The sequence below is a fragment of the Petrotoga miotherma DSM 10691 genome (genome assembly GCF_002895605.1).
In the GTDB taxonomy this organism is placed as follows: domain Bacteria; phylum Thermotogota; class Thermotogae; order Petrotogales; family Petrotogaceae; genus Petrotoga; species Petrotoga miotherma.
The window spans coordinates 1-19,990 of sequence record NZ_AZRM01000031.1 but is presented as its reverse complement, the minus strand read 5'-3'; the positions used below and the strand labels follow the sequence as shown (position 1 = coordinate 19,990).

Sequence of the window (19,990 nt, the reverse complement as noted above, 5' to 3'; positions counted from 1 at the left end):
TTGAATTAAATTGAAACGCCCAAGGTGATTCTAACGATGAAGCCTATAAAAAAGGTTAATCCGGCAACACCTAAACTTATACCCGCCATTTCGAGAAATCTACTTTTGAAGTTCAGATCTTTGGCTACAGAAATATAAAAATTGAAAACCAATATTATTATAACAGCTATTATTAAAGTTATAATTAAACTTAAAAAATATTTATTTGGCATTAACAAATAAGGAAGAATTAAAAAAAATACCGTAATTATATATGCAATCCCGGTGTAAGCTGCGGATTTTAAAGCTCTCTCATCGTTTTCGGCTCTTTTTGATAGATACTCGGATGCCGCCATTGACAATGATGCAGCTATCCCTGTTATTAATCCAGATGTAGCTATTATTATTCCGTTTTGAAGGGCAAAAGTCAAACCTGCTAATGCACCTGTCAATTCGACCAATGCATCGTTTAAACCCAACACAATCGAGCCAACATAATTCAATCTTTCTTCTTCTATCATTCCTAAAAGTTCCCGTTCATGCTTATCTTCTTCTTCTTCAATTTGTTTTGCTTCGGGGACTACACTGGAAATATCCTCGTAGGAGATCTGAGCCCTTTCTTCACCATTTTCCATAAGTTTCAAACTGAAGGTTAACCCAAGTATTTTAGAAAGGATGAAATAGAATAAAACTTTTAAGTAATTCGGCTTCACTTTTTCCTTCGTATAACTTTTCCAAAAATCATGATGTTTTAATTCTTCATTTGCTATGCTTTCTAAGACTTTTTTATTTTTGGTATCTTTAGTGGATTCAGCTAACCTTTTATAAATCATGTGTTCCGTTAACTCAGCCTTTTGAAAATTTAATAAATGCTTTTTTGTTTTTGAGTCGATTTTTGATTTTTCCATTTTAGCACCTCCAATTAAAATTTGTTTTTTATTCTTCGTATTTTTTATACATTTCCTCTATTTCTTTTTCGTATTTTTTCAAGATTTCTAAGAGTCTTGGGTTAAAATGATCTGGTTTTGTCCTGTTATCCCCGTGTAACAATATTTCAATCGCTTCCTTATGTGAAAAAGCTTCTTTATAACTTCTTTTTGATCTTAAAGCATCGTATACATCTACTAAGCCAACAATCTGAGCTTCAATGGGGATCTGTTCACCCCTTAATCTGAAAGGATACCCAGAGCCATCGTAATGTTCGTGATGATAAAGGGCAATTTTTCTTGCTGTTTCAAAATATGGATCATCCAACAAATTATCAGCATATAGCGGATGTTTCCTTACTTCTTCCCATTCTTTTTCGTTTAGTTTACCAGGTTTGTTTAGTATCTCGGCAGGAACAAAAAGTTTCCCCACATCGTGAAGTGGTGAAAAATCTCTTATCTTTTCAACTTGTTCTTTGGGTAAACCTAATTTTTCGGCAAAAAAAGCAGATAATTCACTTACACGGTAAATATGTTTCTTACTGTTTTCATCGTGTGATTCTGCTAATATAGAAAGCTTGCTTGCAAAGGTTGCATAAGCATTTTTTACCTCTTGCGTTCTTATCCTATTGACAAAAAACATTTTTGCCACATTTAGCAAGGAATCAAAAAATCTTACCGATTGTTCTGAAAAATTCTCATCGCTACCTTTTTTAATATCAAGAGAAACGTCTAAATATCTATTTTCATCTATTTTCATTGTTTTCAGTAGAGAGGATTTTATTGGTTTGGTAAATTTGTACATTAAATTGGCTACATCTTTAGGCATTCTTTCTTCATCCAATGAAATTATGTTATCAAGTACCGTAGATTCTTCAGCAATAAAAGCATAACTTTTTTTAAGATTTAAACTTTTTAAACCATTAATTTCATGACCCAACGCAGTTAAAAATCTCCAATTATCGCCCTCTATTATAGAGACACTCCCATAATCAGCTTCTGGGATTTCTATGATCAAAGTATTTAAAAATTTCTGAAAGAAATCTTCAATTTTTACCTTTTCGTCTCCTACTTCGGATATAATTTCCAACAGATGAATTATTTTATTATTCAGTTGTTCTATCTCTTGATAATTACTTTCTATTTCCTCATTTTGTGATATCAACTCTTCGTTGTAGGAAGTTAATTGTTCATTTGCTGCTGTAAGCTCTTCATTATAACTTTGAGCCTCTTCCTTTGCCTCATTTAATTCAGTCAAAAGAGAGTGAAGCTTTAAATTTTCTTCTCTTAGAACATATATAAATACAATAGAAAAAGGCACTAGAATCATTATTATCCAAAAAATCACAGGGTAATTTTCAAAAAAAGAAGGCGGTTTGTTCTGGATTGTTGAATCTGCTGGTAGGCTCTTGATTGAAATACCAAATCTTTCCAACTGAAGAAAATTAAAAACGTATTTATTATCAGGGAAGTAAGTTCTTGGTAACTCTTTAATATTAACTCCGTTTAATAAGTCTTTTGCTATTTCCCCGGCTTTCAGCCCTTGATCATATGCGCTGGTAATTTTACCTCCTACAACGTTGTTACCCATATAAACGCTTGAGGTAGTATAAATGGGAAGCTTATCAAATTGCCCCATATATTCTTCTACTTCTGTATAATCATAAAAATTTCCATAAATATCTTTACTAAAAGCCAAAAGAAGCGCTATTGAGTTTTGCAAAGGTGTATCAAGCTCTTGTTTTATTTGATCCAAGGAATCACTTAGAAAGATAAAATTAATATCCGCAAATTCAGGTATTACATCATTTTCCACTTCTTGCTTAAAAAGTTCCCCGGTTTTAGTCTGATTATCAACAATTACATACACATTCTCTGTGGCTGGATGAAGATTTAGTGCTAACTCTAATGTTTCTTTTATATCATGAATCTCTACAATCCCACTTACAAATTCTAATTTACTCAAATCGTACTCTTGATAGTAATTGATCCCGGCATACACTATAGGAGTTCCCAAAAAAAGTGTTTCATAATTTGATAAAACAAAATCAAAGGCGTTATTATCCAGAGCGATAATCACATCAAAGGTAAAATTACTAAATTTTCTTTCAAAGTACTCTTTGGATATGTTTAAGCTATTATCGTCTCCAAACCTTTTGCTATCTAAATATTCAACATATATATTTATACTTTCTTCATCTTCTAAAACTGAATATATCCCTTCTAATTCCTTATCTGACCAAGATAAACCTGGATTATACGAATTTAAAATTAGGATAGTAGAGGCTGAAGAATAAATCCCAGACAAGATAAATAGTAATAACAAGAATCGAATTTTATAATTTTTTTTCACAAGGGGACCTCCTTGCATAATAAGTGCAAATTTGCATTTTTATCATACTTTCGATATTGTATCACAAATAAGAAGACTTTAAAAGTATAATAATTTTCGTAGTTAAACTAAAATTATTCTAATGTTTTTATATTTGTAACATATTAGTCTTATCATTTTATTAGTATTTAAGCTGATAAATTTCTTCAAGTTTTATTTTTTACTGTAGTCCTAGTAAATTTATCGGCTGATTTTACTTAAAGTTGAGTGTATAAGGAGGGGGTAGTATGTCTAAACCATGGTTGATAGTTGTTGGGATTTACCTTGTAATAATGGCTATTGCTGGTTTTAGTGTTGCAACCATGCCAAATTGGCATGCGTGGATAGACATTATCGTTGGTATTATTGCTTTGATAGTTGGTTTTATGGATAAAGGAAAGAAAGGTTCGGCAGCGTAGAATTTTAATTTCATAGATTTTTACAAAACACAAAAGAGGCTTAGATTGTTTTGCCTCTTTTGTGTTCTTAATGAATGGGGCTGTTCAGAGAGAAATAAAAACTCTTTTATCCTTATGGGTGGGCTGCGTTTGCTGCAGTATGCAAACTATGTTTTAAATGATTTTGACCTTGAATTTAGGGTTTTTAAGGGGCTTGCTCCTTTGCAGCCTTGTGCAAAAGGCTTTTTTAAAATAAAGTTTGATTTTGAACTTAGGGATCTTAAGGGGTTTACCCCTTAATGTTCGGGCGAAGGGGCGCTAGATCTATATTTTAAATAAACCGAGGTGTCTTGCTTGCCTTTTGATGGTTTGGTATTACATAAAGTATTGAAAGAAATAAAAGACAACATTGTGGGGGATAGAATTAAAAATATATATCAACCTATAAAAACCCAAGTGTTAATTCAGTTTTCTCAAAGTTTTGTACTTCTTTCATTAAAAAGCCCTTCATATGTGATCTTACTTTCTCAAAAACCAAACGTACCCATACAACCAGCAAACTTTGCTCAGTTTTTAAGAAAAAAAATAAGAAACGGAAGAGTGATAAATGTCGAACAGTTAGGTTTAGACAGGATAGGGTTCTTTGAAATTGAAAGCTACGATCAAGAAAACTCTACTATGCGAAAATATAAGCTATTTTTTGAATTAATGGGAAGAAATTCCAACGTAATACTCGTTAACGAAGATAATAAAGTAGAAGAATCTTTAAAAAGGGTTTATAAAAAATTTAGACCCATAATTCCAGGAGTTAAATACCTACCTTACTACGATGATTCTCAAATAAATATATTGGAAGTAAATATAGAAAACATTGAAAATATTGATTATGATAGACTCATGGGATTTTCTAAAAAATCAACAGGGTTTTTGAAAGAAATAGGTATCCAAAGAGCTGTAAAAGACCTCAAAAAGCCTTATCTTTTTTACTTCAAAGAGGGGAACACATATGATTTCTCCGCAATAACCCCGAATAATTTTAAATACGAGGGATTAAAACCATCAGAGGCATTGCTCAAAGTCTTTCAAGAAAGGGCTAATCAATCACGACTATTGGAAATAAAAAGGGATTTGGAAAAAAGGGTAAAAAGTGAAATTGACAGATTAGAAAAGACAAAAGAACAAATATTACAAGATTTAAATGAAGAAAAAAGTCTAATGGATTTAGAAAAAAAGGGAGAACTTCTTCAAACGTATCTCTACAAAATAAAAAAAGGTGAAAGATACTTTACAGTAACCGATTGGAATACCGGTGAGGAGGTCACAATAGAGATAGACCCCCTTTTATCACCAACGCAAAACTTGGAAAAACTGTATAAAAATATAAAAAGAACAAAGTCAAGAGTCGAGCATGCTAAAAAAAGAATAAAAAAAGTGAATAACGAACTCGAATATTTTAATCAGTTATTTGAAACAATCTCTTCCGCAGAAGAAATTGAAACCTTAATAGAGATAAAAGAAGAAATGAAAGATATAGGACTGATAAGTGAAAACAAAAAATCTAAAAGGGAAAGAAAAGTAAAAACAACCTTTAGGAAATTTAGTTACAAAGGCTTTGAAATACTAGTTGGGAAAAATAATAAACAAAACGATGAATTAACAAGATCAGCTACACAGGCTGATATATGGTTTCATACACATGAGATCCCAGGTTCTCATACAATAATAAAATCTTCTGGTAAAGAAATACCAGAAGAAGTAATAGATTACGCAGCAAAAATTGCTGCCACATTTTCTAAAGCAAGAATGTCTTCCAATGTAGCGGTTGATTACACTCAAAGAAAAAACGTATGGAAGCCAAAAGGAGCAAAACCAGGAATGTGGTTGTATAAAAATTATGAAACCATTATCGTTGAACCTTTTAGAGAAATACTATAAAAAACTTAACCTTTATACCCCAACAACTTTGAAATATTTTTGGCACATTCCATAACATTTTTAGCGTATTCATCGACTTTCTCTCCTTCCGCTCGAGAGGCACTCATTGTAATACTTGCACCCGCTATCACCTTTTTATCATAATTAAAAATAGGAGCCCCTATGCAAAAGATCCCAATTTCGTTTTCTTCATTATCTATTGCGTACCCTCTTTCTCTTATTTTTTTAAGTTCATTTTTCAATTCATTAGGATCGGTAATTGTGTTTTTACCCCTCTTTTTTAACTCCACAATTTCCAGGTATTCTTCTATTTCTTTTTCAGGTAAATGCGCCAAAATAGCTTTTCCCCAACCCGTTGCATAGAGATTCAATCTTATCCCAATTCTAGACATCATCGGTAAAGTATGTGGCCCTTCAAGCTTTTCTATACAGATGCCTTCATTACCATCTTTAATGAAAAAGTGAACTGTTTGGCCTGTTTTCACCATTAAATCAACTAAGTGTGGATGTGCAATCTCCCTAAGATTTATTTTTTTTAAGATAATACTTCCATACTCCACAAGTTTAAAACTCGGGAAATATGATTTATCACCATTCTTTGACAAAAGGCCCCCTCTGTACAAGTCGTCTAAGTATTTATAAGCATTAGACATAGACATATCAAACTCTCTTGCAATTTCTGTTACATTAACTGGTTTTGGTGAATAGACTATATAATCTAATACTTCTATAACTTTTCTGATAGTTTGAATAGATTTTCACCTACTTTCATATCTTTTGTCCAAATATTATACTATATTTATTTGACAAGCACCTTAATTAATTATCTTTTATTTTGATGACTAACTGAACAAAAACATCATATGTTTTAAGCTTATGAGGAAAATTATGTGGTATAATAACGATAGAACCTTTCCCCAACTTTGTTGTTATTGGTTTAGTAATTTCTCCGCCCCTAAACTCACCATCTTCGATCTCTTTTGAATTCAATAAGTCCTCTCCAACGGTTAAATCGGCTTCACCATCAAGAACTATATACACATCAGTCCACATTTTATGTTTTTCAGCTTCTGTTTCTATATTTGACATTTGGACAAATTTCCCATAACTGTTCCATGAAATTGGTATTTCATAAGGTTTTTTGTTCTCTTTTTCAAAAATATTCTTAACAATAAAAGGTTTCATTTGTTTTTACCGCCTCCAAAAATTTTTCCAATTAGTTTAGAAATAGGCCCACCAAAAAAAGTCAATGCAATAAGGATTACGAAAACCAAAGAAATAGGTCTTGTGAAAAAGAATGTCATATCCCCGCCTGTTTTTGTTAACCCAACTCTTAGATTATCTTCTATCATTGGACCTAGAATAATGCCAAGTATCATCGGCGGAGTTGGGACATTTGTTTTTTCAAACAGATAACCTATGACTCCGAAAAGCAGCATCACGTATATATCGAAAAAGCTATTTCTTATAGCATAAGATCCAATCATGGAGAAAATTACTACAATTGCCATAACAATTGAAGTATTCATTTTGAGGATTTGTGAGTAAGCTCTAATTCCTAGATAACCAACAAATATCAAGAAAATGTTGGCAATTATTGCTATTGTAAATAAACCAGTTACAATGTCTCCGCTTTGTTCAAATATAAGAGGCCCGGGTTGTATTCCAAACATAAGGAATGCACCGAGTACAATGGCAGTTATGCTATCTCCTGGAATCCCAAATACCAATGCAGGTATCCATGTCCCTCCTAATGCTGCATTATTTGCAGATGTAGGAGCTATTACTCCATCGACAATACCCGTTCCAAACTCTTTTGATTTTTTTGAAGTTTTCTTTTCTGTGCCATACGCGACCCAAGCTCCAATATCAGCTCCGGCACCGGGTAGTGCACCTATAAAAGTACCAATTATTGCTGATTTTATTATAACAAACGGTTTTTTTATAATTATTTTTAAAGCCTCAAGAATAGGTACACCCATCTTTTCTTTTATAGTTGGGACACCTAAACCTGAACTTCCTCGTTCAATATTTTTTAGAACCTCTGAAATCCCAAATAGCCCAATCATCGCAGGTATAAATTCAATTCCCCCCATCAATTCAATATTTCCAAAAGTGAATCTTGGATAGCCAGTTGTAATGTCTATGCCAATAGTTGAAATCAATACGCCTAATAAAGCTGATGATAAGCCCTTTATTACATTTCCTGAACTGAGTACAGCGCTCATGCTTAAGCCAAAAATTCCCAACCAAAAGTATTCATAGTTAGTAAATTGAAGAGCTAGCTTGGCTAAAGGTGAAGAAACTGTTATTAAAATCAAAACGCCAATAAGACCTCCTATGGCTGAACAAAACAAATCAAGTGATAAGGCTAAGCTACCTTTTCCTTTTTTAGCCATCTCATGACCATCTAAAACTGCAGCTCCTGATGAAGGAGTACCTGGTATTCTTAAGTAAGTAGCTGGAATATCACCTGCAAATATAGACGTAAAGGTAACTCCCACAACCATTGCCAACGCCGCTAAAGGACTCATATAATAAGTTATAGGAATTATTAAAGCTACCGCCATTGTCGCGGTGAGGCCTGGTATACCTCCTACAAAGATTCCAAAAAGCATAGCAATCAACATTGGAAATAGGACGTCGGGTTGAAATACTCGTAAAACATTTCCCATTCAAATCACTCCTGTTTTAAAATGAAAAAAGGATCCCTTCTGGAAAAGGTATTTTGAAAAGGTAATCAAAGATCAAGATAATAATTACAGTCACTATAGCAGAATAAATCACTGCCCTTAATAAACGTACACTAAAGGTAGTCATCAAAATAGTTGAAAAAATAAAGAGCCCCAATTTAAATCCAACTAGATTAATAAATGGAACAAATAAAATTATTCCGGCAATGACAACAGTTATATTAAATAAGCCTTTCTTTGTAACTACAGTTTTTCTAACCCCTTCTTCTTTTTTTAGATCTTCTTCATTTAACTTTTTTAATTTAAAAGTCTGAAGAATGCCTAAGATTATTTCGTAAATTCCTATTAGTATAAGAAAAATACTTATTACTTGTGGGAAAAAACTTGGACCAGGCAATTCTTGACCTCTTACTACATAACTAGGGAATTCTAAACTTATTAAAATAACAATAATTGATAATAAAATCAAGATGCTACCATATACAATATTTTTATAGTTCATCTTTTAGCACCTCTCTAAAATTGACAAGTATTTTTAAACAATCTCCCCGACAAGTAAGTGTCGGGGAGAAAAGAGACTATTCTGGCAAATACCCCCCGATTTCGAGTACTTCTCTCCAAACTTTGTCTTGATCAGCAACATACTCTGTAAATTCCTGAGAACCACGAATTTTAATACCAAAACCATTTTTATCCATGAAATCTTTAAAAGCTTGAGAATGGGCTATTTTTATAATTTTTTCTTCTAACAAATCTTTTATCTCTTGTGGTGTTCCCTTAGGTACAGCAATTCCACGCCATGTTCCTGACGACCAGTCAATTCCTATTTCTTTTAATGTTGGAATATTTGAGTACCTCGGATCTCTTTCATCTGCCATAATTGCTAAAGCTTTGAGGTCACCAGATGCAATTTGTGGCCAGGCTTCAGGAATACTGCAAGTTATAGCATCCACATGACCACCTAGCAATTCTACAACAGAAGGAGCTGCTCCTGTAGTTGGTACCCAAACTGTGTAATCAGGAGGTATTCCAACAGCATTAAACATTCCGATTCTTGAAAGGTCCCAAATTGTTCCTGCACCCGAACCTGAAAATAGATACTTTCCTGGATTCATAGCTACATCAACCAATAATTCCACAGTACTATTCCATTCTGAGTCCCCTTTAACAATCAAGCCTGCAGGATCAAAATTAACTTGAGCTATATAGTCGAAATCTTCATAAGTTAAAGGAGTAAGACCCATCCAATGCATAGTAGCTATTTCTAGGGTAACCAAAGTTAGGGTGTATCCATCAGGATTGGCATAAGCTCCAGCGCCATGGCCAACTGCACCACCACCACCAGTTTTGTTCACAACAACAAAAGGTACTCCAAACTCTTTAGATAATTCATCAGCTAAAAATCTTGCCACTCTGTCTGTTCCTCCACCCGCTCCCCATGGGCAAATAATGGAAACAGTTTTACGGGGGTAATCCAGAGAAAAAATGCTAACAACAATAGTTAACACTAAGAATATAACCAATAACTTCTTCATACTGACACCTCCTCAAATTAAGTTGAAATTGATTTTTCATGGTTTTTTCTTTAAAAATATGTCCACTTCTTCTCTTTTAGGCTGCCCTTCAGTTGAACCCGTTTTAGTACATGTTAATGCACTGGCCGCTAGTGCAAATTTAAGCATTTCATCAGGTTTCATGTTTTCAATAAATCCAATCAATATTGCAGCAGTGAATGTATCTCCTGCTCCCACAGTATCAGCTGTCTTTACCGGGTAGGCTTCTCTCTCAATAATTTGGTTTCCTATCCCAAGAACAGCACCTTTATCTCCTCTTTTATAAACAGCTAATTTGGGTTTCGCTTTCAAGACCTCTTTTACTGCCTTGGTAGGATCTGAAGGTAGGCCCAAAATTTCTGCCTCATCTTCATTAAAAGAAATAATATCAGCATATTTTTCTATAACTTGTTGATAAATGCATCGGGCAGTAGCTGGGCTCCAAAGTTTTTGACGAAAATTAAGATCGTAGGAAATAATTATATTATTATTTTTGAAACGTTCCATAAATTCGAAACCACTTTCCAAACAGCTTTTACTAATTGCCTGGGATATGCCACTCAAATGAAAAATTCTAAAGTCATTTATCACCAATTTGTCGATGTCAGAAAGACTAAATGTACTTGCAGCAGATCCTTCCCTTCTATAGTCAAATTCATGTTTCCCATTTTTAAAACTCACAAAATAAATCCCTGTTTCTTGATTGTTAACTACAAAAACATTTTGAACATATATTCCAGAATCTTTCCATAGTTCGAGTAAACCCCTCCCAATAAAATCATTCCCAATTTTTGTAATATATCCTGATTGATGTCCGAGTTTTTTTACTGCTAACGCAACATTAGAAGTGTCTCCTCCCCACGTCATATGGAAATTACCGATTTCTGATAACGATCTTTCCGAAGTGGAGTAAAATCCAGCTAATGGTTCTCCAAAACAATAAACTTCGCAATTCATAGCTTCACCTCAATAATTTACTTTCTCCACTAGAATGAATATCTAAAAACAATTTAAGATCGTTCCATTTAGGTAGAGGCTCAATATCTCCCTTTAAACTAACTGTAATAGCACCAGCTGCACATCCATATTTTAAAGCGGTCTTAACGTCGTATCCTTTTAAAATGGAAGCAAGAAATGCACCATCAAAAGCATCACCTGCCCCTAATTCATCAACAACAGGGACTTTGAACGAATCTTGCTTATAGGTATGCCCATCGTATAGAGCAATGGCTCCTTTTTCTCCCATTTTTATAACCATGATTTCTGTGTTCTTTGCAAGTTCTTTTAGTTGATTTTTTTTGTCTTCAAACTCCCCTTTAAAAAGGAAATTCAAATCACCCATCCCAGTAAATACAATATCAGCTTTTTCTAAGAACGGCTGTACGCATTCCAGCGCTTTTTCTTTATTTTTTAGCAATTTTATGCGTATATTAGTGTCGAAAACTACCTTAATACCTCTACTTTTTGACATTTCAACAATTTTAAGAGCACAGTTTCTAACACTTTCATTTAAAGCAGGTGTAATTCCACTAATTATAAGCATATCCACATCCTCAAACACTTCTTCCTTTATATCATCACACGTAATTTTACTTGCAGCGGAGTTTTCACGATAATAAAATACAGTTGTCTTTCCTGGATATGGATAACTTCTTTGTACAAAGTAAATTCCTGTAGGATTACCTTCGTCTATCTTCACCAAATTTGTTTCTACACCTTCTTCTCTTAACGTATTAATAATTATTTCACCAAAGGGATCAGATCCGACCGCCGTAAAAAAACTAGTTTTAACATCAAGCTTCTGCATTTGAATAATTATATTTGCTTCAGAACCCGCGACATGTCTTTCAAACATACGTTGATACAATAAAGGGCCTTTTTCTGTTGGATTAAATTGAACCATTATTTCTCCCATTCCGAGTACTTTTTTCATTTAATCCCTCTCCAATCATTTACTTTCAATATAACCACCATCTGTAAGAGCTTTTTTTATTTCATTGTATTTTTCTTCTGAAACTAATTTGAAGGGTGGTTTGGGGTATCCAGATTCAATCCCCCTCATTTTCAGCATAGCATGAATGGCAGGTGTACTTTGAGTATAGTGCTGTATTTCTCTTAAATGATTTACTTTCTTTTGAAGAACAAATGCTTTTTCATACTCTTTTGCCATTGTTTTATGGTAAAGTTCAACAACTATCTCCGGAAACGCATTTGCCAATCCACAAATAGCAGCGTCAGCACCTAAAGGAATCGTAGGAATGATAAAAGCTTCTGTTCCGGATATATAACTGAACTCTTCGAAATTGAAATTATTCTTAACTTCGTAAAAATAACCAAGGTCAAAAGTACTATCTTTTACTCCAGCTAAACCATTGTTAGACAGTTCCTTGAGTGTTTCTATTTTTATTTCTAATCCTGTGGTTTTGGGATTATTGTATAAATAAACAGGTAAATTTACTTGTTTGACAAGCCATTTGAAAAAATCTATTATATTTTCTTGAGAATAGTTATAATAGAAAGGGGGAACACTGGCCACTGCAGATGCACCCTTTTCTTCAGCGTGATGAGCCAATTCTAAGACATGCTCTGGAACAGCGCTTCCAACATGTGCTATTACAGGTATTCTCCCATTAACCTGGTCAATAGCTATTTCTAAAGTTCTTTTTCTTTCTTCTAAAGTCATTAATGGACCTGAACCATATGTTCCACAAATAAAAAGACCTTGTACGTGATTGCAAAGAAATTCAATAAAATCCCTGTATCTTCTCTCATCAACTTTTCCTTTTGAATCGAATATCGTAATTACTGGTGGAACAATCCCGTTAATTTCCTTTTTCATTAAAAAGGCCTCCTTTTATAATATGTGTGCGTATTATCTTTAAAAAATTCTGGAAAAAAATAAACTTCTATAAAAAATTATTATGTTTTCTTATTAAGAAAGTAACTTTCTTAATTTCAAACCAAAAAAATTATAATAAAATAAAACCTACTTGTCAAATCCGATTACAAACAATTAAGAGCATTTATTAGCAATTATTTAAGTTTAGCTAATAAATGCTCCTGTTTTCTTAGTTTTTTGTTTTTATTTTGTTTCTTCAATTTTAAGCTCTTTTACATGTTTTTCTATATGGTTTGCAACGTTTTCATAGTATTCATTTTGGTATTTTGTAAGGATCTCAAAAAACTTTTCTCTGAAATCGTATTGTGGGTTCAAAACGAACATATATGAAACATGCAGTGTTTGCCTTGCGTCTATATTTTTGAGGTATTCTGTTGGAGATAGATCTTTTGGAACAGAGAATGGATCACAGGAAAGATGGTAGTATTTATCCATCTCCTCTCTTTTATCAAGGCATGTTTGCCAGATTTTTTTGAAGAATTCTGGATCTTTCTGAGCTACAACCTTAATAGCTTCAAGGTAGCTGGTTCCAGATGTTTTTAGGTGGTAATTCCCTTGAGTAACTTCACCTATTATGGGATAAATAGAGAATTTATCGCTACCAGAATGAATGGAAAGCCTATATCCAAAATATTTGGCTATTTTGTTTTGTTTGATAAGAGACTTTTTAAACTCTTGTATATTTCCTATATAGTCAATAGCTTTTTGAAACTCTCCAGGGAAGCGTGGGGCTAGTGTATCTATTTTTACCCCTTCATCGTAGATATATTTAGAGATCAAAAAATGTGTTTTTTCGTCTGTTGGTACATCTGTTTCGTCAACTGAAACTTCAAAAGTTACCTCTTTTTTATTTACCTTTGGAAATTTGTTCCATACATCTATAACTCTTTCGATGACGCTGGCATAAATTGAAACAATTTTATTCAGTTCGTTTTTATCTGAATATTCTATGGGCATATCGTTTACAAAAAAGCTTTTGTTATAAAATTGTTCAAATATTTGGTCTTTTATAGAAGAATCTTTATTCATATGCTCTGAGCAATCCAAAGTGAGCATTGTAATTCCCGAATCTAAAGCATATTGAATCTCCTCATCACTTTTCAAGTGATCTCCATCAAATCCACTGTTTCCAACATAATTTTCTTCAACAAGCGCGTTTAGTACGTCTTTTCTTACATCAGTAAACGTTCTTCCAGTAAAGTTTAATTCCCTAATACTTTGTTGTGCGAAAACAGGAAAGAAGTTGTATTTTTTTGCAACTTTTATATGACCTGGGGTTGCAATCCCTATTCTATCTCCAAGACCCAAAGAGATCCCTTTCTTTGGTAAAATTGTAAACATTTAAATTTTCCTCCTCATGGTATTAATTCTTCTCTTGCATATTTTTCGAAGGCATAAGTCGCAGCTCCACAAGCTGTTATATATTCTCCTATCGAAGAAACTTCAATAGTTACATCTTTATTTGCGTAAAATATATGCTGGTTGTAACTTTGTTCAGTGGAGTCTTTAAGAAATTCCCAGCCGTTTGACACCCCACCTGCTATATAGACCTTTTCTGGATTTAAAATATTGACTAAAGTAGCAATGCCAATTCCTAAATATTTTCCAGCTCTTTCAAACGCTTTTACCGCATTTTCATCACCTTTTTTGGCTAATTCATATACTAATTGAGATTCACGACTTCCTTCACACTCTAAATTTTTCCTGGATATTTCTTCGTAATTTCTAACAATCGCCTTACTGGAACTTTCTGTTTCCAAACAACCATTTTTACCGCAGTTACACTTTCTTCCTTCGGGGTTAACCGTAACATGGCCTAACTCTCCCGCAGCGTTCTTATATCCCCTCAATATCTTTCCGTTACTTACTATTCCTACTCCTATACCAGGACCAATGTTGATTACACAAAAATCTTTCTCTTTGTGGGAATTGTTAGAAATTAAGTTCCGTGCCATCATTATTGTGTTGTGGTCCACGTAAGCTGGTAGATTGAACTCTTTTTTCATCACCTTTTTTACCTCAAAGTTTGATATATCAATATTGTGAGATCTTATAACCACTCCATTTTCTGGATCTATATAACCAGGAAAAGCCATCCCTATGCCGATTATGTTGAATTTGTTTTTAACTATTTTAATGTTTTCATAAATCTGCTTCAACAATTTGTCGTTTTTCTCTGAGGCGAATCTTTTGGAATATAAGATGTCGCCCTTCCCGCTTGAGACAATAACCCTTGAATATGCAGAACCCACGTCATATCCAATAAACAAGAAATCATCGTAGTTTATATCAAGCAGAATACCTTTTTTCCCAACACGAGAAACATCCTCACTTCCAACTTCTTTCAATACCCCTTTATGAATTAAAAAGTTTGTTATATAACTTACAGTTGAAGGCATGAGGCGTGTTTCTCTTGCAATTTCAGCCCTTGTCATAGGGCCATTAATCCTTAATGATTGAAAAATAAGTGCTGCATTGTTTTCTTTTAAAGAAGACAAGGATGCTTTTTTCATCGAATTAGTACCTCCGAGTTCAATAATTTTTATCTAAATTTTTTCAAAAAACAACTTTTTTGGTCTAAAGTAACTAATGTCTCTCACCAAATCAAATGCTTCCCTGATAGGTATTTGACCTTTTTCTACCATTTCACCAACCACGTTAGACAACTCTCTTCTGAACATCTCTGTCCTTGAACCGTAAGAGATTAGCTTTCTTGAATCTGTTACCCAACCAGCTAAGTCGCTAAGAAGGTCAACGGTGGATATATATTTTAAATACATCTCCATTCCAAAGGGGCTGTCGTTGAACCACCAAGGCGCTCCAAGGCTAACGCTTGGAAAGGCCCTTGCTATTGTGGCAACGGTTGGAAATAGTGATGGATCCAAACAGTACAAAACAACTTTCAATTTTTCATCAAAGTGGTTTAAAAAGTATTTTAACCCATTTGCCAAGTCAACGTTGCTAGTTGAAATATCTCCTCCGGTGTCTGGCCCCAAAGTACTATATAACTTGTCTCTATAATCTCGTATAGCGCCAATATGTAATTGCATAACCCAATTGCTTTCAGCGTTCATCTTGCCAAATTCATAAAACATAAAGGATTTAAAGTCTGAACTTTCTTGCTTTGTTAACTCTTTATTTGAAAGTGCTTTTTCATATACTTCATTTACTCTTTCTCTTTCAACCGGGTATGAAATCGGTTCAAATATACCATGGTCACTCGAAACACCACCGAGTTCATCAAATTTTGTGTGTGTTTTGTAAAGGGCATTTAAAAAACCATCAAAATGTTCAACATTTTCTTTTGTTATTTCTCCTAACTTTTCTACAAAATCTTTCCAATTTTCTTTTTCAATGTTCATAGCTTTGTCGGGTCTCCAAGTGGGGAGAATCTTTATTCCTTCAATATCTTTAGCTTTTTCATGATATGAGAGGTCCTCTGTTGGATCATTTGTTGTACACATTATTTCTACGTTCATTTCTTTTAATAATCGTTGAGGTTTCATACTTTCGCTTTTTAGTAATAGAGAAGTATCTTGCCATATCTTTTCAGCCGTATACTTTGAAATGGTATCCTCTATTTTAAACCTTCTTTTTAGATCGAGGTGTATCCATTCGTATGTAGGATTGCCAACGAACTCAGGGAAAACTTCAGCCAATGCCATCCACTTTTCCTTATTTGAAGCATTTCCAGTTATCTTTTCTTCGGGGACACCTCTTTTTCTCATTAATTCCCACACATAATGATCGGTGGCTCCTTCAACTTGCCAGATATCATCCCAACCTTTGTTCTCAACGATCTCCTTCACATCCCCGTGATTGTGAGCATCTAAGATCGGGAGATCTTTAATTGTATTATACAACATCTTCGAAGTGTTGTTTTGTAGTAAATAATTTTCATCCAAAAAAGACATTTTTTTGACCTCCTCTAATTTAATTTTTATGATGTCTTAGAAAATTTTAAAACAATATATATAGCATTTCCCTCATTCGACAGTCCACAAGGACAACTGTCTATTAAATTTTACACATCTTAACTTTATATAATATCAACCTTCTGAGGTCTCTTGGTTCTTGATGACTCATATAACGCTAATACTACTGATAAGGTATTTCTGGCATCTATTCCACTGACCATAGGTTTTTTATTTTCTAAAATACTTTCTATTATATTTTTTAACTGTCTTTGATGCAAATAGTAATCGATTTCTGGAGAGTTTTGTCCATTTTTTTGCTTTTCATTTTCCTTTCTTTCAAATGTATATTGGTCCGTTTTCCAAGTGTCTATTTTATCGTCGACAATGACGACTAATCCTTTTTCACTATAAACGTCCAATCTGGAATACAATCCTGGGTAAGCAGCTGTGTTAGCTTCAATGAGTCCAAGTGCACCATTTTTGAACTTAATTGTCCCAGTTAAAATATCTTCTACTTCGATATCATGCATTCTTGTGGTGGAAAAAGCAAAAACCTCATCAATTTCTCCCACAGTGTACCGCAGGAGATCAACATAGTGTATTGACTGGTTAATTAAGGCCCCTCCTCCATCTAAACGCCATGTTCCACGCCAATCACTATCGTTAAAGTAATCTTGGCTTCTATACCATTTAGTATGAGCTGCACCAAAATCCAGTTGTCCAAAATCGCCTTTTTCTATGGATTTTTTTAATTTTATTATTGCGTCTGAAAATCTCCTTTGAAAAATTACACTTAATAGCACATGTTGTTTTTCACACTCATTTATCAGTGCGTCGGCCTTTTTAAGGGTTATGTCTATAGGTTTTTCAACTACAACATGTTTTCCGAATTTTGCAGCTTCTATTCCAATATCTGCATGTAATCCACTTGGAAGAGTAACGCATACTACGTCTATGTTGCTTTTTTCTAGGAGCTCTCTGTAATCATTGTAATAATCACAATCAAACTCTTTTGCAAAAATTTCTCCTTTTCTTTTGTTTCTCGTAGAGATTGCTACTAATTGTCCATTTTCTAAACTTTGTAAAGCTTTAGCATGAACTTTGGCCACGCTCCCAACACCTATCATGCCAAATCTAACCTTATTGCTCATTTTAATCCGCCTTCACTTTCTAGAATGAAATTAAAGATGGTAACCATTCTGCAAAAAACGGAACATATGTTACTAGTAACAGTATTCCAATCATGGCAAGATAAAATGGCCACATTGCTTTGAAAACATTTTCGATAGTTGACTTTCCGACTACCGTTCCAACAAATAAGGTGTTTCCGACAGGAGGGGTACATAATCCTATTCCCAAGTTTATCATCATAATTATTCCAAAGTGTATAGGACTGATGCCTAAATCTACAACGAGGGGTAAGAATATTGGAGTAGTTATAACTATCAAAGGTGCCATATCCATAATCATTCCTAACAACAGCAAAACAGCGTTTATTATCAGTAAAATTATGTACTTATTGGAGGAGATATTTAAGATTATATTTGCAACCAATTCTGGAATATTTAGATAGGCTAATAGCCAACCAAAAGCAGAAGCTGCCCCAATTAAAAAAAGAACGGCTATAGTAGTTTCTAAAGTTTCTCTCATAATTTTGAGAAATTTTGTTATTGTTAATTCTTTATATACAAGAGTAGCAATTAATAAAGCGTATACTACAGCAATTACTGACGATTCTGTTGCCGTAAATATCCCTGACAAAACACCTCCAAGAATAATTACAATAGTCATCAGTCCCCAAATAGAATCTAAAGCAACTTTTAAAGCGGCTTTTCCTTTTGGAGGATTCCCTTTAGGATATCCTTTTTTTACTGCTATAATGTAAGAGGGTATCATCAAACCTAAACCTATCATAATTCCTGGTATTGCACCAGCTAGGAATAAACTCGCTATAGAAACGCCACCAGCAGCTTGAGCGTAGATTATTGCGTTGTGACTAGGAGGTATTACTAAACCTTCCGTTGAAGACGTAACAGTAACTGCGATAGAATAGTCTTTCTCATAACCATGTTTTTCCATTTCTGGTATTAAAATAGAACCAATTGAGGCTGTATCGGCCACAGAAGATCCTGACATTCCACCAAAAAACATTGATGCCACAATATTCGCAAAAGCTAATCCCCCGCGTATTCTTCCAACCATAAGATTAGCAAAATCAACTAATCTTTTTGCTATCCCTGATTCAGCCATTATCTGCCCGGCTAAAATGAAAAAAGGGATAGCCATCAAAGAAATGTTATCAAGCGGGTCAGCCATTCTTTGTAATGCAATCATTGGTGGAAGTCCTAAATAAAATACCGTTAAAAAAGAGGAAAAAAGTAGGGAAAAGGATATAGGTATTCTCAGAAAAATCATCACTAAGAAACTTGCAATAAGTATAATAGCAGCATTCATATTTTATCCCCCTCTTTTTTGCTTTTCCACAATTCAAATATTTTTTCAAATACAAAATAAAGCATTATAAAACCGCTAATAGGAATAACCCCATAAATGTAAGATTGCTTTATTCCGAGGGTAGGCAATGTTTGAAATTTTGTTAAGTCTGAAAGTTGGAATCCATAAATGATTGCTAGAATGGAGTAAGCAATATACCCTAAAATTTCCAATATATCGGGTATTATAGGGATTTTCTTAAATAAAAAGTTGGAAACTACCGAAATCGAAATATGAATGGATTTCCTGATTCCCCATGTAGTCCCTACAACCACTAAATAAATCATTGTTACACCTGACATTTCTTCCTGCCAAACTAAAGGGGAATTAAAAACATATCTAGCAACTACTTGTGAAAATGTGATAACAACATTAAAAAGTAGTGCAGCACCCAATAAAGCAAAAAAGATTTTGTCAACCCTTTCGAAAAATCTATGCATTTTCGTTTCCTCCTTCTGTTGGGAAGTTTGTGCTACCTTTAAAATTATGAAGAGAAGGGGAGAGTTTTCCCCCCTTCCCCAAAAGGAAACTCATTCTATCGATTGGATTTGTTCAATGAGATCAGAATATTTTGCACCATATTTTTTATAAACATTCTCCATAGCATCTATAAATGGCTGCTTTTCTGGATGAATAATCGTCACACCTTCATCTTGTACAGCTTTCAAAGCAGCTTTTTCTTGATCAATCCAAAGTTTAATTTGAGCTTCTTGAGCAGCTTGGGCAGCCATTTTTATAATTTGTCTGTCTTGTTCTGATAATTGATCCCAAGTAACCTTACTCATATAAATCATTTCTGGAACCATTGAGTGCTCATCTAAAGAAT

At 33.8% G+C, this 19,990-nt stretch carries 18 protein-coding genes and 1 pseudogene; 2 read left to right on the top strand and 17 right to left on the bottom strand.

Annotation, left to right across the window (positions count from 1 at the left end; translation table 11 throughout):
- Nucleotides 1-5 precede the first annotated feature (5 nt).
- Together X928_RS06655 and X928_RS06650 are read right to left on the bottom strand one after the other, a co-directional pair.
- Entirely contained in the window at nt 6-887 is an 882-nt protein-coding gene (locus X928_RS06655) for a VIT1/CCC1 transporter family protein (protein WP_103079037.1), read from the bottom strand.
- A gap of 28 nt (nt 888-915) precedes the next feature.
- A complete protein-coding gene (locus X928_RS06650) occupies nt 916-3,258 on the bottom strand; it encodes an HD domain-containing phosphohydrolase (RefSeq protein WP_169926329.1) in 2,343 nt (780 codons plus the stop codon).
- A gap of 266 nt (nt 3,259-3,524) precedes the next feature.
- On the opposite strand from X928_RS06650, the gene X928_RS10065 reads away from it, so the two are divergent.
- Nucleotides 3,525-3,695 (top strand): hypothetical protein, encoded by a 171-nt coding sequence (locus X928_RS10065; protein ID WP_158584850.1) that lies wholly within the window; start codon nt 3,525-3,527, stop codon nt 3,693-3,695.
- A 333-nt stretch (nt 3,696-4,028) separates the two neighbouring features.
- Nucleotides 4,029-5,609 carry an Rqc2 family fibronectin-binding protein gene (locus X928_RS06640; protein ID WP_169926328.1) on the top strand — a complete coding sequence of 527 codons (1,581 nt, stop codon included), beginning with the start codon at nt 4,029-4,031 and terminating at the stop codon, nt 5,607-5,609.
- Between the two features lie 5 nt (nt 5,610-5,614).
- On the opposite strand, the gene X928_RS06635 is transcribed toward X928_RS06640, so the two are convergent.
- The 15 genes and pseudogenes from X928_RS06635 to X928_RS06565 form a co-directional block, all read right to left on the bottom strand.
- Nucleotides 5,615-6,340 carry an IclR family transcriptional regulator gene (locus tag X928_RS06635; protein WP_281255730.1) on the bottom strand — a complete coding sequence of 242 codons (726 nt, stop codon included), beginning with the start codon at nt 6,338-6,340 and terminating at the stop codon, nt 5,615-5,617.
- Between the two features lie 88 nt (nt 6,341-6,428).
- Nucleotides 6,429-6,794 (bottom strand): cupin domain-containing protein, encoded by a 366-nt coding sequence (locus X928_RS06630; protein ID WP_103079032.1) that lies wholly within the window; start codon nt 6,792-6,794, stop codon nt 6,429-6,431.
- The gene (locus tag X928_RS06625; protein WP_103079031.1) at nt 6,791-8,284 is read right to left on the bottom strand and encodes a tripartite tricarboxylate transporter permease; all 1,494 of its coding nucleotides are present in this window, start codon (nt 8,282-8,284) and stop codon (nt 6,791-6,793) included. Before X928_RS06625 ends, X928_RS06630 begins: the two co-directional genes overlap by 4 nt.
- A 16-nt stretch (nt 8,285-8,300) precedes the next feature.
- A complete protein-coding gene (locus X928_RS06620) occupies nt 8,301-8,804 on the bottom strand; it encodes a tripartite tricarboxylate transporter TctB family protein (RefSeq protein WP_103079030.1) in 504 nt (167 codons plus the stop codon).
- A 76-nt stretch (nt 8,805-8,880) separates the two neighbouring features.
- Nucleotides 8,881-9,837, bottom strand: coding sequence for a tripartite tricarboxylate transporter substrate binding protein (locus tag X928_RS06615; RefSeq protein ID WP_103079029.1), 957 nt, complete (start codon nt 9,835-9,837; stop codon nt 8,881-8,883).
- A gap of 36 nt (nt 9,838-9,873) precedes the next feature.
- Nucleotides 9,874-10,812, bottom strand: a complete 939-nt coding sequence (locus tag X928_RS06610; RefSeq protein ID WP_103079028.1) for a carbohydrate kinase family protein — start codon at nt 10,810-10,812, stop codon at nt 9,874-9,876.
- A gap of 4 nt (nt 10,813-10,816) precedes the next feature.
- The gene (locus X928_RS06605) at nt 10,817-11,788 is read right to left on the bottom strand and encodes a sugar kinase (RefSeq protein ID WP_103079027.1); all 972 of its coding nucleotides are present in this window, start codon (nt 11,786-11,788) and stop codon (nt 10,817-10,819) included.
- Nucleotides 11,789-11,803: 15 nt separating this feature from the next.
- A complete protein-coding gene (locus tag X928_RS06600; protein WP_103079026.1) occupies nt 11,804-12,694 on the bottom strand; it encodes a dihydrodipicolinate synthase family protein in 891 nt (296 codons plus the stop codon).
- 243 nt (nt 12,695-12,937) lie between these two features.
- Entirely contained in the window at nt 12,938-14,095 is a 1,158-nt protein-coding gene (locus tag X928_RS06595; RefSeq protein WP_103079025.1) for a tagaturonate epimerase family protein, read from the bottom strand.
- 14 nt (nt 14,096-14,109) lie between these two features.
- Nucleotides 14,110-15,267: an ROK family transcriptional regulator gene (locus X928_RS06590; protein ID WP_103079024.1), complete on the bottom strand. Its 1,158-nt coding sequence runs from the start codon at nt 15,265-15,267 to the stop codon at nt 14,110-14,112.
- A gap of 33 nt (nt 15,268-15,300) precedes the next feature.
- Nucleotides 15,301-16,668, bottom strand: a complete 1,368-nt coding sequence (gene uxaC, locus X928_RS06585; protein ID WP_103079023.1) for a glucuronate isomerase — start codon at nt 16,666-16,668, stop codon at nt 15,301-15,303.
- A 125-nt stretch (nt 16,669-16,793) separates the two neighbouring features.
- Nucleotides 16,794-17,822, bottom strand: a complete 1,029-nt coding sequence (locus X928_RS06580) for a Gfo/Idh/MocA family protein (RefSeq protein WP_103079022.1) — start codon at nt 17,820-17,822, stop codon at nt 16,794-16,796.
- Nucleotides 17,823-17,841: 19 nt separating this feature from the next.
- A complete protein-coding gene (locus tag X928_RS06575) occupies nt 17,842-19,125 on the bottom strand; it encodes a TRAP transporter large permease (RefSeq protein WP_103079021.1) in 1,284 nt (427 codons plus the stop codon).
- A complete protein-coding gene (locus tag X928_RS06570; protein WP_103079020.1) occupies nt 19,122-19,604 on the bottom strand; it encodes a TRAP transporter small permease in 483 nt (160 codons plus the stop codon). The genes X928_RS06575 and X928_RS06570 overlap by 4 nt, the downstream gene beginning before the upstream one ends.
- A gap of 90 nt (nt 19,605-19,694) precedes the next feature.
- Nucleotides 19,695-19,990: pseudogene (locus X928_RS06565) on the bottom strand (TRAP transporter substrate-binding protein); the annotation flags it as partial.

Coding starts and splice junctions, on each gene's coding strand:
- X928_RS06580 (WP_103079022.1), bottom strand. CDS start 17,822: ATGAGCAATAAGGTTAGATTTGGCATGATAGGTGTTGGGAGCGTGGCC.
- X928_RS06655 (WP_103079037.1), bottom strand. CDS start 887: ATGGAAAAATCAAAAATCGACTCAAAAACAAAAAAGCATTTATTAAAT.
- X928_RS06615 (WP_103079029.1), bottom strand. CDS start 9,837: ATGAAGAAGTTATTGGTTATATTCTTAGTGTTAACTATTGTTGTTAGC.
- X928_RS06625 (WP_103079031.1), bottom strand. CDS start 8,284: ATGGGAAATGTTTTACGAGTATTTCAACCCGACGTCCTATTTCCAATG.
- X928_RS06570 (WP_103079020.1), bottom strand. CDS start 19,604: ATGCATAGATTTTTCGAAAGGGTTGACAAAATCTTTTTTGCTTTATTG.
- X928_RS06630 (WP_103079032.1), bottom strand. CDS start 6,794: ATGAAACCTTTTATTGTTAAGAATATTTTTGAAAAAGAGAACAAAAAA.
- X928_RS10065 (WP_158584850.1), top strand. CDS start 3,525: ATGTCTAAACCATGGTTGATAGTTGTTGGGATTTACCTTGTAATAATG.
- X928_RS06620 (WP_103079030.1), bottom strand. CDS start 8,804: ATGAACTATAAAAATATTGTATATGGTAGCATCTTGATTTTATTATCA.
- X928_RS06605 (WP_103079027.1), bottom strand. CDS start 11,788: ATGAAAAAAGTACTCGGAATGGGAGAAATAATGGTTCAATTTAATCCA.
- uxaC (WP_103079023.1), bottom strand. CDS start 16,668: ATGTCTTTTTTGGATGAAAATTATTTACTACAAAACAACACTTCGAAG.
- X928_RS06610 (WP_103079028.1), bottom strand. CDS start 10,812: ATGAATTGCGAAGTTTATTGTTTTGGAGAACCATTAGCTGGATTTTAC.
- X928_RS06575 (WP_103079021.1), bottom strand. CDS start 19,125: ATGAATGCTGCTATTATACTTATTGCAAGTTTCTTAGTGATGATTTTT.
- X928_RS06600 (WP_103079026.1), bottom strand. CDS start 12,694: ATGAAAAAGGAAATTAACGGGATTGTTCCACCAGTAATTACGATATTC.
- X928_RS06590 (WP_103079024.1), bottom strand. CDS start 15,267: ATGAAAAAAGCATCCTTGTCTTCTTTAAAAGAAAACAATGCAGCACTT.
- X928_RS06595 (WP_103079025.1), bottom strand. CDS start 14,095: ATGTTTACAATTTTACCAAAGAAAGGGATCTCTTTGGGTCTTGGAGAT.